This window comes from Geomonas sp. Red32, from assembly GCF_023652955.1.
GTDB lineage: Bacteria > Desulfobacterota > Desulfuromonadia > Geobacterales > Geobacteraceae > Geomonas.
The window spans coordinates 248,476-264,225 of the sequence record NZ_JAKLOY010000001.1; the positions used below are offsets into that span (position 1 = coordinate 248,476).

A 15,750-nucleotide genomic window follows, 5' to 3' on the forward strand; every position below is an offset into this window, starting at 1 on the left:
ACTATGCCCGGCCCGGCGCCCCCCCCTTTGCGAAGGTTCTTCGAAGAATTCCGGGGGGAATCAGGTCCCCCCCTTGTCAAAGGGGGGGACAGGGGGGGATTTGCCGTTCAGATTCGAGAGGCAAATCCCCCTAAATCCCCCTTTAACAAGGGGGACTTTCACATCTCCCCGTAATTCTTCGATGCCCCCTTGCGCAAAGGCGGGCTTGTCCGCCGTAGCCTTGCGCGAAGGCGGAACAGGGGGGATTTTAGCCGCCGCTAGCCGCGGGGCGGTGGGCGCAGATTGCGGAGGGGCACCCAATTCGACAAAACTCGAAATGAATTATTTCCGCCTCCGCACCACGAAGCCGCCACATTCGAGCCACCGGTTGCGGCACGGCTCGCCGGTCGGGGCGACTTCGTACCGGGCCGCGAAGGCGAACCCTTTGCCGCCGAGCTTCGACAGATGTCTCACGTGGGTGAAGGCGACGTAATCCTCCACCGTCTCGATCTCCATCTCCTGCGCTTCCACCTGGTCCTTCGTTGCAAGGTGCCGCTCGAGGTAGGCGGCCACCTTCTCCGGCGTCACCCTCCGGCGGGCCATGTACAGGGTGAGCGCCCGGCTCTTGGCGATGACCTCCGCGGAGACCGCCGCCTCGCGCAGGACCTGCCCCGACAGCGGTGAACGGCGCCGCGCGACGAACCGGACACTGTTGGGGGAGAGGAGCGGGTGGCTCATCAGGGTCGGGGGTGAGGGGAACTCTGCATCCCAGCCGAGCCCTTTTTCTTCCGCCGCACCGACCGCTTCCAGGATGGCGGCGATCCGGTTGCGCATCCCCGGCGTCGTCTTGTCGAGGTAGCGCACCGTTTCGGCGACCCGGTCTTCGAGGCGGGCGCGGAACTGGTCGATCTTGGCCAGCCGCCGGTCCACCAGCTCGAACGAGCGCACGAGGTACTGGATGTCGTCCATCACCCGCATGAGCGACCTGGTATCGGTTTCGCCGTAGCGCTCGGCGTAGTGCTTCGCGATGGCCACCGCGGTATCGTACTTTCCCTGCAGCACGCGCAGGTGCTGGAGGATCCTCGTGCGGAAGCGGAAGGGATTGTTCTCCGACTGCAGGGTCTTGTAGTCGGCGATCAGGATATTGGTGACGAAGTCGTCGAAGAAGGTGGCGAAGATGTCGCGCGGCGAACGGCTGGCGATGATCTGGGACTGGATGTCCTTCAGCCCGTAGATGATGCTGGTCAGGTGGCTCGTGAACTTGCGGGTGTTGTCGACCGCCTCGATGAGGAGCTGCCCCATCTCTTCCGGGTTGCCGATGGCGGCCTCGATCTGGACGAGGATCCCGAGCACGGTGCCGCCGTAGCTCTTCTTCTCGTTGTGGGAGATGGAGATGAGCGCAGCAAGCAGCGAGCTGACGATGGGAGGCATGACCACCGTCTTGTTGTACCCTTCCTGGTCTTCCTCGAGCCAGCCGGTCCTGATCAGCCGGTGATAGAGATAGTCCGCGCAGCGCGGGACGGTAGGGAACTGTTCGATCTCCTCCGTATCCTCCGCGCTCTCCGCGACCCACTGCAGACGTTCGATCCGCCCAAGGGTTTCCTGTATCTCGGCGATCACGGCATCGCGGCGCGGAAAGAAATCCTCAGCCTCGTTCTCGTCGAAGAAAACGGGATACAAAGCCAGCAGCACATCCTCGTAGAGATGCCGGTTCGGGCCAGCCAGCGGTCTGAAAATGTCGTCGGGAAGTTTCTTGAAAAGCATCGGCCATTGACTCGGAGAAAAAGCGGATACGGCCGGCAAGACCGCGGTGTACAGCGGTTCACATTGACCTAACATCGCCTCAAAGTCAAGGCGTCAGAGATCTTTCAAGGGATAATCGGCCCAAGCTCACAACAAGTAAGGGCGCTGAGTCAGTTCCCGGTGTCAGAGCATTTCCATTGAGCCGCAATAGTGCCTGAAGTGATAAAATTGACATACACATAGAGTACGATCTGCGCCGATCCGGATATAAGAATCACAGCTCCGCGAGGTGATCCATGACAGAAGAAGAGACTATTCGTGACGAGCATACCGGCGCCCTCCTCCCGGCGGCCTTTCCACTCCAGGGAGCAAAGCGCTGGTACCTTATCTTCACTGCCGCCAAGGGCGTGCTCTTGGCGGCGCTTATCCTTTCCACCGTTTCCATCGTGGCCGTCCCGGCCCCATCGTTTGCCGAAGTGTCGGTGGGGATTTCGGTCAGCTTCGCACCGCCGGCGCTGCCGGTCTACGTCCAGCCACCCCCCCCCGCCCCGGACTACATCTGGGTTCCGGGATACTGGGCCTGGGATCCGGACTACGGCTACTACTGGGTGCCCGGCACCTGGGTACCCGCCCCCTACCCCGGCTGGCTATGGACTCCCGGCTACTGGGGGTGGGGCAACGGGATCTATATCTGGAACGAAGGGTATTGGGGCCCGGTGGTAGGCTACTACGGAGGGATCAACTACGGCTGCGGCTATAACGGGTATGGCTACTACGGTGGATACTGGCGGGGAAGACATTTCTACTATAACCGCGCCGTGAACAACGTAGGGTCGAACGTCACGACCGTCTACCGAAGCCCCGTCCAGCGCAGCACGGCCCGGCAGGTGAGCTTCAGCGGCGGCGAGCGGGGGGTGCATGTACGCCCGACATCGGCCCAGCTGGCGGCAGCCAGGGGGCGGGGCTCCGGCCCCATCACTCCGCAACGGGAGCACAGCCAGGCGGCCCGCCGCGATCCGGGGCTGCGTGCCTCGGCCAACCATGGCCGTCCCGGCATTGCCGCCACGGTGAGACCGGGTGCCCTGAGCGGTCCGGGAGTGGTCCCGGCGAAACGGGCAGGCGCGCCGTACCGGGCTCCCGCCGCACATCAACCCGGCGGACGGGAGAAAGTTCAGGGAGGAGCCCCGGCAGAACGGGCCCGCCACGAGCCCGCTCCGCCTAACCGCCAGCAGGCGGCGCCTCGCCACGAACGGCCGGGCGCAACGACATACCGCCCGCCGGCAGAACCGCGCCGCGAAGAGCGGGCCCCGCGGGAGTTCGCCCCACCACCGGTTCAGCGCCGGGAACCGCCGGCCGTCCGGGAATTCCGCCCTCCGGAACGCGCCCCCGCCCGGGAGATGCCGCGCATGGCTCCCCCGCCAATGGGCGGGCCCGCCGAACCGCGCGGGGCGCCTCGTGAAGCGCCTCCGGCACCGCACGGCGGAGGAGGCCCCCGCGAGGAGGGTGGTCACGTAAGATGATGGGAAGCTGAAGATGACACGACAGCCGCCGGGGCCCATTCCCCCACCGCAGGGAGGGCCCCGGGAACATTCTCACCATGGGGACTTGACAGCAGAACGGCAGCGATTATATTAGATTGCGTTAACCATCTCATCCAAAGGGGGTGTCGCATGCCGTTACCGATCAACCCGATCAGCGTCTTTGACACCAGTTTCCTCAACTACCCGCATCTCCAACTCGCTAGCCACATCATGGGTATCGGCGAGGCATTCTCGGTCCATAAGTATTATCAGGAGATGCCCCCGGGGGTTCCCCACGGAGCCGAAATCAAGGATATCGGCACCCGTTACCATGAACTGACCTACGCGGTAATGGCCGGTACTTTCGGCAGGAAAAGCGAGCGCGACGCGCTTCGCGTGAAAGCTGTGCTGGCCACCACGCTGGCGCTGAACTGGGCGGGGATGAGATACCTGATGGAAAAGGACTTCGAATACGTCAGTAACCTCGGGGTAGACCACAAGAAAGATCCCGCCCCGAGGAGCACCGCTCCTGTCATGCTGCCCGCTCCCTCCAAAGTCTCCCTGGAGCAGGACCCCATGACCGGTGCCTTGCGTTATCTGATCGGAAGGGTAAAAGGAGCCGCCGCCTACCACGTCCAGGCCTGCCTGGGGGACCCCAACGACGAGGCCGCGTGGACCCTGGAGTGGCAGTTCACCAAGATCAAAGGAGGGGTCAGCCTGAATGGGCTCGAGCCCGGGAAAGTCTACTACGTCCGCGTCAGGTGCCTCGGCCATGCCGGCCTCGGTCCCTGGTCCACCTATGTCCACCTCATGGTTACCTGAAACTGTTCTCCCCCCTCCCGTGCCAGGGGAGGGGGGAGCTGTTTCACCCGCGCCTGGATCTTTCCCTTCAACCTCCCCCCCCACCGTTACCACCGTAAGAACAGGTTCAGCCCAACACTATCCTATGATCGGTGCGTAAAATCGCCCTCCGCCGAAACAGTACGAACTTGCCAAAAGATCTTCGTTATCCCCCTCCACGCAACCACCCGTAATAACAGATTTGAAATGGGACAACGAAGATCCCGGAAGATTTTCGCTGTTCCTGCCGCCAATCGCTTATCGTTCCCCGGCATATTGCAGGCCCCGGCGGGATACCATTAAACCGGCGGGTGGACCGATCTCCGAGCTGGCAGATTGGCCAGAGTGCCCATCACGGTTCTTAGCTTTGGGGAGATGCGAAGAGAGGCGGGAAATTCCGATGGATGGGAAAATAATAGCTTTGGCTGTTCAGAAAGATGGGGGACTCAGGAGTTATCGGCATACGGCCGCAAGAAGTCCGTCGCGCGGGAAGGAAAAAACGCCAACGAGCCGGGAGATCCAGCATGATGCACCGCAAAGTCTCCACCGGAAGGTCGAAAAAGAATTGCGCCGCGGAATGGAAAACAGCGGTCTTGTCTCTCCCCAGGGAACCGGTCCCGGCTGTTTCAGGATTCGCGAACGGAGGACAGCTTCCTTGGTGCTCTTCCCCTGGGGGGAAACCTGTACCAGCCGCTTTCCGGCGGACCACCGGTGGTAGGTCTCCCGCTCGATTAACCGTTCCCCCCTGGACCAGGGGGGAACGGTTCGAAAGCTCGTCTTCCGGAGGATAATCAGAAAGCGGCCCGCAGAATCTGTAGGACCTCGTCTTTGCCGAGCGGCGTCAGTATGCCGACATTGCCGTCCTCCACGGCTTTTCCGGCGATGAGGTCGAGGTCTTCTTCCCTGACCCCGGCTTCGCGCAGGCTGGCCGGCATCTTGATGGCGCCGTAGAAAGCTTCCAGTTTCTGCACCCCTGCCTCCGCGGCCTTGGCATCGTCCTCCTCGCGGAGATCCATGACATTGCGGGCGAATCTCGCGAAGAGCGGCAGGTATGCGGGAGCCGAAGCCATGGTGTGGCGCATCCAGGCGGGGGTCAAAAGTGCCAGGGTTACGCCGTGGGTCATGTCGTACTTGCTGGAGAGCTCGTGCCCCATGCTGTGCAGCGGGAAGGCGGACATCGGCTTGCCGAGCAACAGCTGGAAGCCTGCCAGCGCCATCGAGCTTGCCCACATGATATTGGCACGGGCGTCATAGTCCTCCGGGTTCGCCAGGATCTTCGGGGCCTCCTCCAGCACCGACTTCATAAAGCCTTCGTTCATGCGGTCCTGGACGTTGGCGCCAGACTCGGGGGTGAAGTACTGCTCCATGAGATGGCAGAGGATGTCGGCGACGCCGGCCATCGAATGGTACTCGGGCACGGTATAGGTGTACTCCGGATCGAGGATGGAGAACTTCGGATTCACCAGCGGGTGCATGAGCACCTTTTTCTTGTGGTCCTTGCCGACGGTGATGACCGCCCCCATATCCATCTCCGAACCGGTCCCCGCCATAGTCAGCACGGTGGCCAAGGGGGCCGCGGCTTTGAGGTCTGCCCCCGGCCCGCCACGAAAGAGGTCGTTGACCGGGCCGTCATACTTCACCCCGGCGGCGATCACCTTGCAGGCATCCAGCGTCGATCCGCCTCCCACTGCCAGGATGAAATCGCAGCCGTTGGTGCGGTAGATCTCGATTCCTTCCTCCACGCTTTCGACCCGCGGGTTCGGCTGGATTCCGCTCAACTCCACGTGAGCGAGGCCGGCTTGGGCGAGCTGATCGAGGATGGCCCCGTAGATGCCGTTTTGCTTGATGCTGCCGCCGCCATAGGCGAGCAGCACCTTGGAGCCGCCATGGGCCTTGATGGTATCGCCGAGAATGTTGATCTGCCCCTTGCCGAAGTAGGCGGTGGTGGGAATGCTGTAAATGAAATTTTCCACGTTCGTGCTCCTTCACTGTTGTTGGTTTCGATGGTTGGAGCGTACACCCGGTGCAGAAAAAGGAGGTAGTTCGATCCTGCCTGATGTTTGCCTGATCCTCCGGAAGCTAAAAAGGGGACCGGCACCCGAGGTGCCGATCCCCTTTTGTCAGGGAGGTCCTACTGACGTTCAGGCGGCGGCAGATGTCTGGCGCAGCCTGTTGATATCTCTCAAGGGAGGGGCACCGAAGAGGCGGCCGTATTCGCGGCAAAACTGCGACGCGCTCTCGTAACCGACATTGAATGCCGCGGTAGTTGCATCGAGGCGTTCGGTCAGCATCAAGCGCCGCGCCTCGTTCAAACGCAGCATTTTCTGGTACTGCAACGGGCTCATGGCCGTCAGGGTCCGGAAGTGATGATGGAACGTGGAGGTGCTCATGTTGACTTTGGTCGCCAGGTCATCGATGCGCAGAGGCGAGGTGAAGTTCCCCTTCAGCCAATCGATCGCCCGCGCAATCTGGTTGCCCTGGCTTCCCGTCGAAGCTATCTGACGCAACCGGTCCCCCTGATCGCCTACCAGCAGACGGTAGATGATTTCCTTCTGGATGACCGGCGAAAGGATGGGGATATCCGTCTCGTCGTCGAGGAGGTCGATCAAGCGCTGGAAGGCATTGACCAACGGCCCGGTGACCTCCCCGGTTGCCATGCCACGGCTCGAGCGCTGGGCGCGTGGCTGGGGGAGGCTCGAGTCGAGCATCAGCTGGGAAACCTCGCGCAGATCGAGTGTCAACCGAAGACCCAGGTACGGCTTTTCCGGGCTCGCCTCGATGATCTGAACGAGAGTGGGGAGATGGACGGCCGTGATCAGGAAGTGGTTCGCGTCGTAGACGAACGAGTCGTCACCGAGTTGCACCCGTTTGGCCCCTTGCGCGACGAGGCAGACACTCGGCTCGTACATACCACTTATCGGCTCCGTCGGCTCCACCCGTCTGAAAAGGGAGAGCCCGGGGACCGCCGTTGACTGCAACTCCCCTTGTTCGGTCCATCGTGCAATGCTTTTCCCTAAAGCTTCCATCGCATTTTCCATGACACCCTTTCACTCCCCGCCAAATCCAGCAAGTTCGCGCCCTGCTTCTGCGTCACATCTTACTTGCCGCCATACACTCTTTCAACGGTTTATCAGGCTTTCGGAGTATCGGGCAAAAATTCCGCAGGATCGAGATATCCGCCCTCCTCTGCCCAGCCCACCTCGCTACATTGTGAGAGTTAGTGAGAGTTCCACAGATTTACCGTTGCATAACTTCGCCAGGGACGCCACGTTTCTGCCAGGGCCAGAATTTCTTTTGGTGTACGGGGCTCCAGCGCTTTGGTAACTCCGAAATCCGTATGAGGAAATGCGTCGGACCACCCCAGTGCCCGCATGGCGATGTACTGCGCTGTCCAGGGGCCGATGCCGGGGATTGCCATCAGTTTCTTTATCTCGGTTTCGGGCCGGGCACCGAAGCGAAGATCGACTTCTCTCCGGACAACCGCCTCGGCCAGCTTCAAGATCGTTCGCGCCCGTACTCCTGTGATGCCCAACGGTCCCAAACGATTTTCGATTGGGCCATCCAAAGCCATGATCGCTTCGGGCGACGGGAAGATGCGGGTGAGATGGTCTACTCCGGTATCAAATGGAGTGCCATAGGCGTCGACCAGCCTTGCTGCCAGTGTGCGAGCCGCTTTCACGGTGATTTGCTGTCCCAGAACTGCCCGCACCGCCATTTCGAAGGGATCGAAACAGCCGGGCAAGCGCGTGCCCAAGATGCAGAGGCCGGGGCGGATCGTGTTCATGGAGGCAAGAGCCTCATAGACCGCATATGGCTCGCAGTGCAAGTCGAACAGATGACGAATCCGGGCCAGCAACGGGGTCAATACCGGCAGTAAGGCGGGGCTACAAGATACGGATAGAACGTTACGTTGTTGCAGGAAACCTACTCGGACCCATCCGCGAACCGGCCGTTTCCCTCTGGTAGCCAAGGTTACCGTGCGAAGATATTCCCCATCCACGGCACTCTCCACCCCAGGTATGGCCCGCAGGGCAAGAAAGTTCAGCATCTGCTGCCACTGATACGGCGGGCGGTAGCTCAACTGAAGAGTTATAGGCGACTTCAGAATAATTTCGAGGTTTGTTTTTTCCACTGTCCCAGCCCCGCTCCCACAGTTACCTATTCCCTCCACCATTATGGCCTCATTTCCCATACAGCAAAGGCCGTTGTCCCACCGGGGGCAATGGCCTTTGATTTTCCTCGTTCAATCTGCCCACTCTGTTTGGATCACCCTGGACAGGGTGAATTTTCAGTGACCGTCCTCAAGAATTGCCACTATATTTCCGACGACCTCCTCCAAGGCTTCTAGCGAAGCAGATCCTTTTTTCTCGGCTCTTCTTATTCGCCAATCGAGGCTTTTCACCTGATCGGACAGTATCACGCCCTGAACGTTGACGGCCCCCTCGACAGCCACTTCGAATGGGTACCCTTTGACCTGGTTGGTTATTGGACAACAGAGCATCAGCCCCGTTATTGCATTGTAACGAGCCGGAGAAAGCACAAAGGCAGGTCGCCGGCCTGCCTGTTCATGACCGGCCTGAGGATCGAAATCCAGCCAGACCACGTCACCTTTCTCAGGGACATACGTTATTTTCTTCACCACCGCTCCCTCCCGACCGGTTGACCGGTTTCGACTTCTGAGTGGAGGTTATCTTCGGTAATGTTGGCCAGCAGGCTGTCCAGGGAAACTTTTTTCCTGACCGGCTTGATGACGATGCAGTTTTCTTCTCTGACGATCTCAATGGGAGAATTCGCTTCGATCCCGCATTCATCTGCCAATGCCTTCGGCAATCGTACCGCCAAACTGTTCCCCCATTTTTGAGCTTTAACCAGCATAGAAATGCCTCCTCATGCTTTGTTGCATAAACATTAGCATGGTATCGACAATGTATCAACTGACAGTATCATCGCATCCTTATCTTGTCCTACTACCGATTAACTCATATTTCGACAACACCATCATCACGGGGTAAAACACATACGCCGATCCAAGAGCCAATGATGAGAAATCGGGGGCTTAGCACCTCACGGTTTGGAATCCATACGGAGACGGGGACAGGGAAGGATACGGACTCAGCCTCAAAAGTTTACGTTTTCGGCTGTGTAGCCGGGGATCAGCGCTGGACGTGATTATCGCTGACCAACAATAGGAGGGACAATCAATGCGCCAAAAATTCATTCGCATCGCTGAAACGTGTACATTAGCAATTCTTACTGTCACCAGCCTTTTCAGTGCAGCTTGGGCCGGACCTCCTCCGCCTCCTGTTATTGCCGCTCAGATTCCAGCAACTCCGGTTGGTGGACCCGCAATTTCCATCGCTACAGCAGCAGGTATCGCAGCTTATGGCCTGTGGAGATCGCGTAGGTGATAGAAACCACAGAGGTTCTTACGACTTGTAAGTTCAAGGGCTCCGGGGTCAGGTTCCACATTCGGATACTCTTCTAGTTTTGAGAGAGAAATTTCGCTTGTTCAATAGTCCAAAAGTCGAACCTGACCCGAAGGATTACCCTGGTCCCACCGAACGGCCCTTCCCATGGGAGTTCCTCCTGTCCTTGCCATAGGTAATCCATTCGGGCTGGCCCATACCGTGCCCCAGGGGATAGTGAGGCTGCAATATGGTGAAATCGGTGGCAGCGCAACTGAAGGGAAAAGGGAAGGTCGTGCGGGGGGGAGTCACGATACAGTAGTGATCGATCCTAGAACGGTGCAGGCCGTCTCGGCCTGGCTCACTCCCCCCTGCAGTTCCTCACCTCTCGCATGCTAGAAAAGCATAAGGGCTAGAAGTACGGCAAAGGTTACCACTATCAGGGCAAGGTTTATCCGGTTGTCCATCTGCGCAGATAAGCCGGCGGGTCCGTTACCTATGGTGTGACTTTCATGGTCTTCCCTTTGCTGCTCCTGCTTTTCGTTGGGATTGTCGTAGATATTCAGCATAGTATCTCCAATGCGGCTAAGTGATACGCTCCCGCAGCCGCTACGCTCTCAGTGATGCCTCCGGGTTTTTATCCCCGCCAAAGCCCTCTCTGCCGCCCCTGGTTGAACGCTCGGGCTGGCGACGGCAGGCTCCGGTTTCAGGATGCTGTAATTACCGCTTCTGTAATTTGACATCCTGGAGTTCCCGCTGCTGGGCCTCGAATCGCAGGATGTCGCGCTCTCCGAAGATATTTGCCGAGGGCAGCGACACCTCTGTACCGACGAATTGCTGTACGTGCCTTCCTGCGAGGTCAGCTGCCACCTCCTCCCTATCTTTAAAAACTTCTGCGCGTTCCAATTGTTCACTCAAGGTATCATGTGCCAGCGGCTCGTATTCCGGAGAGACCCGCGGTCTTACCGACTGTTCAAGAGACCCCGCTTCTGCCGTCCGTCCCCGTCCAAACCCAAAAATACCGTGTCCGTCCTCGACGGCACCGTGGCGCTGGATGATCTCGGCGGTCTCTTCGGCCCGGTCGTTGTTAACTACCACGGTCAGCAGATAGCCGCCGCGACCGATCCTCTCTGAATAGTAGCGGGCGTCTGATTCAGATATACCTAGGTCAGTTAGTGCCGCTATATCCCCGCGGCCCACATGGACGCCGGTCTCGCGAGCATTCCCCCTCCCCACCAGACGCACCACATCCTGCTGGACGTTAACCTGTTCTTCATTCCCTTTTACTTTTTCGAAGTCTGTCTCCTCTTCTTCCGACCAAACGTGATGCTCAACGTTGCCAGACCTAAGGGTAATAGCGTCCTGTTGCACGCCACAGTTTATGAGGTCATTTATGGCAAACTGGGCTTCGTTTCTGGTTTTAAACAAGCCCACGACTGTTTTCATCCAGGTCTTCATAGTAGCCTCCTCTTTCACCGGGTCTCCATAAGGCTATCGGTGTTCACCGTACTTACCACTACGCCCGTGCCGTGCTCGTCATCGCGCCACCACCCGGAAAAGAGCAGCAGCAAAACGAATCCTTCACTTCACGGCTTAATTGCTTCCATATATAACTATATCATTTGCTGAATTTTCTTGCATTGGCAGCTTGAGATCGGGCAATTCCCCTGTTTGACCAAACTGAAGTTAGCGGATCAGCTTTCCACCCCAGAGGCCCCAGTGGCACGAGATCGCGTCCGACGCCTGATGCTGATCATGGGCATCGAGTCCTTGGCGCTGGGCATCAAAAAAGGGGGACAGGCTACTTTCTAAAAAAGCAGCCTGTCCCCCTTTCCGGCTCTACGCATCATTGATTGCAAGGGCAGCGTCACAGCCCCCAGATCCGCTCCGCCCACCATTCGCCCGAGGAGCAACTCAACGAACTCAACAACGTCCCCCTCCCCGTCCCCTGCTTGCCTTTTTCACTGTCCCAGTCCGCTCCTATGGTTAATTCATCCCTCCACCATTATGGCCTCATTTCCTATACAGCAAAGGCCATTGTCCCACCTGAGGGGCAATGGCCTTTGACATGGTTTGTTATTGAACGACAGAGCATCGGCTGTGCTTTCGAATCGTATTCCTCATCAACGCTCCTTCCCGACCGGTCGCACCGGAATTGACTTCAGAGTGGAGGTTATCCTCGGTAATGTTAGCCAGCAGATTGTCGAGAGAAACTATTTTCGAGACCGGCCTTATGACCATGCAGTTTTCTCCTCTGAAGATCTGATTGGCGAACGCCCTTCGATCCCGCATCCATCTGCCAGCGGAAGGCTGAAGGGGGCCGGGCTTAAAAACGGGCAACTCTACGCCCCAACTTGCAAACTTCAAAGCATGGCCCCATAGTCTCCCCCGCAAAATTGCGACGCACTCTCGTGGCCCACGTTGAACGCTGCCGTTGTTGCATCGACGCGCTCAGCCAGTCGTGGTTGTGCCCCCCCCCGCCTTACCCTTTTTTGCGCCCGTAATTAACTCCGAGTTTGTTCATTCGCGCCCTAAGCGTATTCGGGTTGATTCCGAGCAATTCCGCCGCGCCTCCAGGACCGTGTACCTTCCCCTTGGTCATTTCCAGAACCTTGGCAATGTGCAGCGACATCGCTTCATCAAGATCTAATGGGCCTCCGGTGCTCTCACCCATAACCGTTTCCACTTTGCCCCTACCTGTAATCGGCCCCATGGAATCGAACTTTAGTTGACCTCCCTGATGCCGGATCAGTTCCCTTTCCACCAGGTTTTCCAACTCCCGGACGTTCCCCGGCCAACTGTAGTTCACGAGCCTCTCCAAGGCGCCTGGCGCAATGGCTGGGGGGGTGGCAATCCCGAGCTCCCGGCTCTTGAGTGCAACGAAATGCCGGGTCAGTGCCGGGACGTCTTCCTTTCGCTGTCTCAAAGGAGGCACGATAATAGGAAAGACGTTCAGCCTGAACCACAAGTCTTCCCGAAACTGGTTTTCCGAGACCATGGTTTCGAGATTGCGGTGGGTGGCTGCAATTACCCGGATATCTACCGGTATCGGTTTGTCCCCGCCCACCCGTTCGACTTCCCGGTTCTGAAGCACACGCAATAGCCGGACTTGTGCCTGGGACGGCAGTTCACCAATCTCGTCGAGAAAGATGGTGCCTCCCGCGGCACGCTCGAAGCGCCCACGCTTTTCGGTTACCGCTCCGGTGAAAGCGCCCTTTTCGTGGCCGAACAACTCGCTGTCGATCAGGCTTTCCGGGATGGCACCGCAGTTCACCTTGATGAAGGGACCGTCCTTGCGCGGCGAAGCGAAATGGATCGCGTTGGCGATCACTTCCTTGCCGGTTCCCGTCTCCCCGAGCAGTAGCACGGTATTGGAAAGCGGCGCCACCTGCCGGACCATCTCCATGACGTTGCGCAGTCCCGAGTTCCCGCCGATCACCTCGTCCCCCGCCCGAGAGAGGAGCTCCCTATTCAAGAACTGGTTGTCGTCGAGGAGAATGTCCCGGTAACGGAGTACCTCTCGATAGGAGAGTGCGTTGGCCAGCGCCAGCGCAAAAGGCTCCGCCACCATCGAGAGCAGCTCGGCATGACTCTGCTCGTATTTACCTTCCCCGTACGCCCGCAAAACCAACATCCCCACCAGTTCGCCCTCGACCCGCAGCGGAAGGGCCAGGTCGGATTTCCCCCCCATCTTGACGAGCGAGACAATCGCTCCGGCAGGGCCGCTTGCCGTCCGGGCATCGATAATTTGGGGGCCGGTCAGGGTTCTTGCCCATTCCCACACCCCTTCCGGCAGCGGCACGATCTCTTCGGCACGCTCGCCATCGCTCTTGGCGAAATGCACGATGCGCCGGATCGCCCCGAGTTGGCTATCCAGAATGTCGAGGTACACCTCGTCCAGCGGGAAATGATCCTGCAGGTAGTCGGAAGCCCGTTTCACGGCAACCCCGATATCCAGACTGCTGCACACCTTGAGGGTTACCGTTCTGAAAAATTCATCCCTGTTCACATCCGTGACCATTTGCGCCTCGTCGTTGTATCGCGATATTTGGCAATTTACCACATTTAACAAACACATCGACAGCTATTTTGCGATATTTGGTGAATTTCAGCCACCCCCCTCACGCAACATACTGAATTTAATGCAATATAACCCTTGGCACGAATGTCGCTAATCATGGCACAGGAGGTCGTAGTGAGATTTCCGGTTGGCGCCCTCGAGGCTGCCTACGATTACGAAGAAAAGGGGTAGTTGTATGAAAAATGAAGCGAATAAGGAAATCAGCACGGCAGGAAAAACCTCTCGCAGGAAAAGCAGCCCCGCCACCGCGGTCAAGATGGTTTTCGCCGTCCTCGCCGGGATGGGGCTCCTTTTCTGCGCCGGCCCCGCGCCGGCAGCTGACGTCGTCTCGCTGCCGACGGTGAACCTGGGAGATACGAGCTTCCAAGACGGCATCGCTTTCCCTGGATGGCTCGTGGAAGAGACCATGAACTATTACCACGCAGGACAGATCAACGACCACGATGGCAACAAGCTTTCGGGCTCGAATAAGGTCACTGCCGTGAGTGCCACCACCCACATTGCCTATATTTCTAACTTGCAGCTGCTTGGCGGCTTCTATGGGGCCGAAGTCCTTCTCCCGTTAGCCGATGTGGATGTCGACACCAGCCTAGGAGCGAAGGACCGGAACCGGGGAATCGGAGACCTCATTGTCAGCCCCTTCATTCTGCAGTGGACCGACAACAAACTTTTCAGCATGCCGTACTTTCACAGATTTGTCTTCGACATCACGCTGCCGACCGGCGACTACGACCGCAACCGGGCCGTAAACATCGGGACCAACCTGGTCAGCATCGATCCCTACTATGCGTTCACAATCATGCCTACCGACAAGCTTGAGGTTAGCGCCCGCCTCCACTATCTCTGGAACTCGGAGAATGACAAGCCGTTTGCGGGGCTTGGTGCGGGGACCGTGCAACCGGGTCAGGCATTCCACGCCAACTACGCGGCATCGTACGAAATAGTCAAGGGAGTGCGGCTCGGGGTCAACGGCTACGTCCTGCAGCAGCTGACCGCGGACAAGGTCGACGGCCGCAGCCAGGCGAATTCCGAGGAACGGATTTTCGGCATCGGGCCGGGTCTCCAGTTGGCTGGTGACGGACTGTCGCTCTATCTCAACAGCTACTTTGAGACCGGAGCCGAAAATCGCCCGGAAGGGATCAAGGCCATATTCCGGCTTTCCAAGGCCTTTTAACAACGAGAACTCACCACAAAGAGGAGAACGTCATGGCAACCTTACTCTATGTCACCTGCAACCTGAAACCCGCAGAGGTCTCGCGCAGCCTCTCGGTCGGCAAGGAATTCCTGGACGAATACCTGAAACATAACCCCGATGACGAAGTGCATTTTCTCGACCTTTATCGTGACAACATACAGCGAATCGATGCCGACGTCTTAAGCGGCTGGGGGAAGATGCGCAACGGCGAAAGCTTCGCCTCACTCTCAGCCGACGAACAGCGCAAGATCAGCCGTATCACGAGACACGCGGATCAGTTCGTCGCCGCCGACAAGTACGTGTTCGTGACTCCCATGTTCAACCTGGGCTTTCCCGCCGAACTGAAAACGTACATCGACAACGTCTGTGTCGTCGGCAAGACCTTCGTCTATACGGAGGCAGGCGCACAGGGGCTCCTACGCGGCAGGGGGAAGAAGTGCCTGCACATCCACTCAAACGGTGGGTTTCATTTCGGCAAGGCGGAAGACCATTCGGTCCCGTATCTGCGAGAGATCATGAATTTCATGGGAATCGACGACTTTCATCCCATCGTCATCGAAGGGGTGGACGCCTTCCCGGACCGGGCGAACGAAATCCAGGAGCTCGCGAGGAACCAGGCGGTCGAACTGGCGAAGGACTTCTGACAGCGATACGACGCGGCAACCCGCGGCAAAAGGACAACCGGATGAACAGCGCATTGAAGAACGGAATCGTCGGCGGCATCATGGGGTTTGTCATGAGCTTCCTGCTCAACTACCTGGTCATCCCGTTTTCCGGGACCGAGATGGCCAATGCCGTCGGCAATGGGATGAGTGGTCTGATGAGCGGATTCATGGGGGGCTTCATCGCGATCCTGGTCCACGTAAGGACTGCAGGCCAGTGACTTATCCCTCTCGAGCAGGCAGATACGCAGGAACCACGGGGCGCCGACAAGGCGCCCCGAATTATCATGGAGCTACCACGGCAACAAGAGACAACAGGGCATGA

At 58.5% G+C, this 15,750-nt stretch carries 14 protein-coding genes; 5 read left to right on the forward strand and 9 right to left on the reverse strand.

All coding sequences use genetic code 11. The features are described from left to right. Positions 1 to 321: 321 nt before the first annotated feature. Positions 322 to 1,743, reverse strand: coding sequence for a Wadjet anti-phage system protein JetA family protein (locus tag L4X63_RS01120; protein WP_250676745.1), 1,422 nt, complete (start codon positions 1,741 to 1,743; stop codon positions 322 to 324). Positions 1,744 to 2,018: 275 nt separating this feature from the next. Between L4X63_RS01120 and L4X63_RS23555 the strand changes: the two genes are divergently transcribed. Both L4X63_RS23555 and L4X63_RS01130 read left to right on the forward strand, forming a co-directional pair. Next, on the forward strand, positions 2,019 to 3,242 hold the full coding sequence (locus L4X63_RS23555) for a hypothetical protein (protein ID WP_284694435.1): 1,224 nt from the start codon (positions 2,019 to 2,021) through the stop codon (positions 3,240 to 3,242). 150 nt (positions 3,243 to 3,392) lie between these two features. Continuing rightward, positions 3,393 to 4,064: a fibronectin type III domain-containing protein gene (locus L4X63_RS01130; protein ID WP_250676746.1), complete on the forward strand. Its 672-nt coding sequence runs from the start codon at positions 3,393 to 3,395 to the stop codon at positions 4,062 to 4,064. A gap of 809 nt (positions 4,065 to 4,873) precedes the next feature. Here the strand turns inward: L4X63_RS01130 and L4X63_RS01135 are convergent. The 8 genes from L4X63_RS01135 to L4X63_RS01170 form a co-directional block, all read right to left on the reverse strand. Further along, complete coding sequence (locus L4X63_RS01135; protein WP_250676747.1) at positions 4,874 to 6,055, reverse strand: iron-containing alcohol dehydrogenase; 1,182 nt, start codon at positions 6,053 to 6,055, stop codon at positions 4,874 to 4,876. A gap of 168 nt (positions 6,056 to 6,223) precedes the next feature. Further along, positions 6,224 to 7,120 (reverse strand): AraC family transcriptional regulator, encoded by an 897-nt coding sequence (locus tag L4X63_RS01140; protein ID WP_250676748.1) that lies wholly within the window; start codon positions 7,118 to 7,120, stop codon positions 6,224 to 6,226. Positions 7,121 to 7,299: 179 nt separating this feature from the next. Then, positions 7,300 to 8,214: an AlkA N-terminal domain-containing protein gene (locus L4X63_RS01145; protein WP_250676749.1), complete on the reverse strand. Its 915-nt coding sequence runs from the start codon at positions 8,212 to 8,214 to the stop codon at positions 7,300 to 7,302. A 156-nt stretch (positions 8,215 to 8,370) separates the two neighbouring features. Further along, entirely contained in the window at positions 8,371 to 8,724 is a 354-nt protein-coding gene (gene mazF, locus L4X63_RS01150; RefSeq protein WP_250676750.1) for an endoribonuclease MazF, read from the reverse strand. Further along, a complete protein-coding gene (locus L4X63_RS01155) occupies positions 8,718 to 8,957 on the reverse strand; it encodes an AbrB/MazE/SpoVT family DNA-binding domain-containing protein (protein WP_250676751.1) in 240 nt (79 codons plus the stop codon). The genes mazF and L4X63_RS01155 overlap by 7 nt, the downstream gene beginning before the upstream one ends. A 925-nt stretch (positions 8,958 to 9,882) precedes the next feature. After that, positions 9,883 to 10,056: a hypothetical protein gene (locus L4X63_RS01160; RefSeq protein WP_250676752.1), complete on the reverse strand. Its 174-nt coding sequence runs from the start codon at positions 10,054 to 10,056 to the stop codon at positions 9,883 to 9,885. Between the two features lie 151 nt (positions 10,057 to 10,207). Beyond that, complete coding sequence (locus L4X63_RS01165; RefSeq protein WP_250676753.1) at positions 10,208 to 10,945, reverse strand: general stress protein; 738 nt, start codon at positions 10,943 to 10,945, stop codon at positions 10,208 to 10,210. 1,024 nt (positions 10,946 to 11,969) lie between these two features. Then, the gene (locus L4X63_RS01170; protein WP_250676754.1) at positions 11,970 to 13,508 is read right to left on the reverse strand and encodes a sigma 54-interacting transcriptional regulator; all 1,539 of its coding nucleotides are present in this window, start codon (positions 13,506 to 13,508) and stop codon (positions 11,970 to 11,972) included. 235 nt (positions 13,509 to 13,743) lie between these two features. Between L4X63_RS01170 and L4X63_RS01175 the strand changes: the two genes are divergently transcribed. The 3 genes from L4X63_RS01175 to L4X63_RS01185 are packed head-to-tail and all read left to right on the forward strand — an operon-like array spanning position 13,744 to position 15,646. Further along, the gene (locus tag L4X63_RS01175; RefSeq protein ID WP_250676755.1) at positions 13,744 to 14,742 is read left to right on the forward strand and encodes a SphA family protein; all 999 of its coding nucleotides are present in this window, start codon (positions 13,744 to 13,746) and stop codon (positions 14,740 to 14,742) included. Between the two features lie 32 nt (positions 14,743 to 14,774). Next, complete coding sequence (locus L4X63_RS01180; RefSeq protein WP_250676756.1) at positions 14,775 to 15,407, forward strand: FMN-dependent NADH-azoreductase; 633 nt, start codon at positions 14,775 to 14,777, stop codon at positions 15,405 to 15,407. A 41-nt stretch (positions 15,408 to 15,448) separates the two neighbouring features. Then, on the forward strand, positions 15,449 to 15,646 hold the full coding sequence (locus L4X63_RS01185) for a hypothetical protein (RefSeq protein ID WP_250676757.1): 198 nt from the start codon (positions 15,449 to 15,451) through the stop codon (positions 15,644 to 15,646). The last annotated feature ends 104 nt before the right edge of the window (positions 15,647 to 15,750 follow it).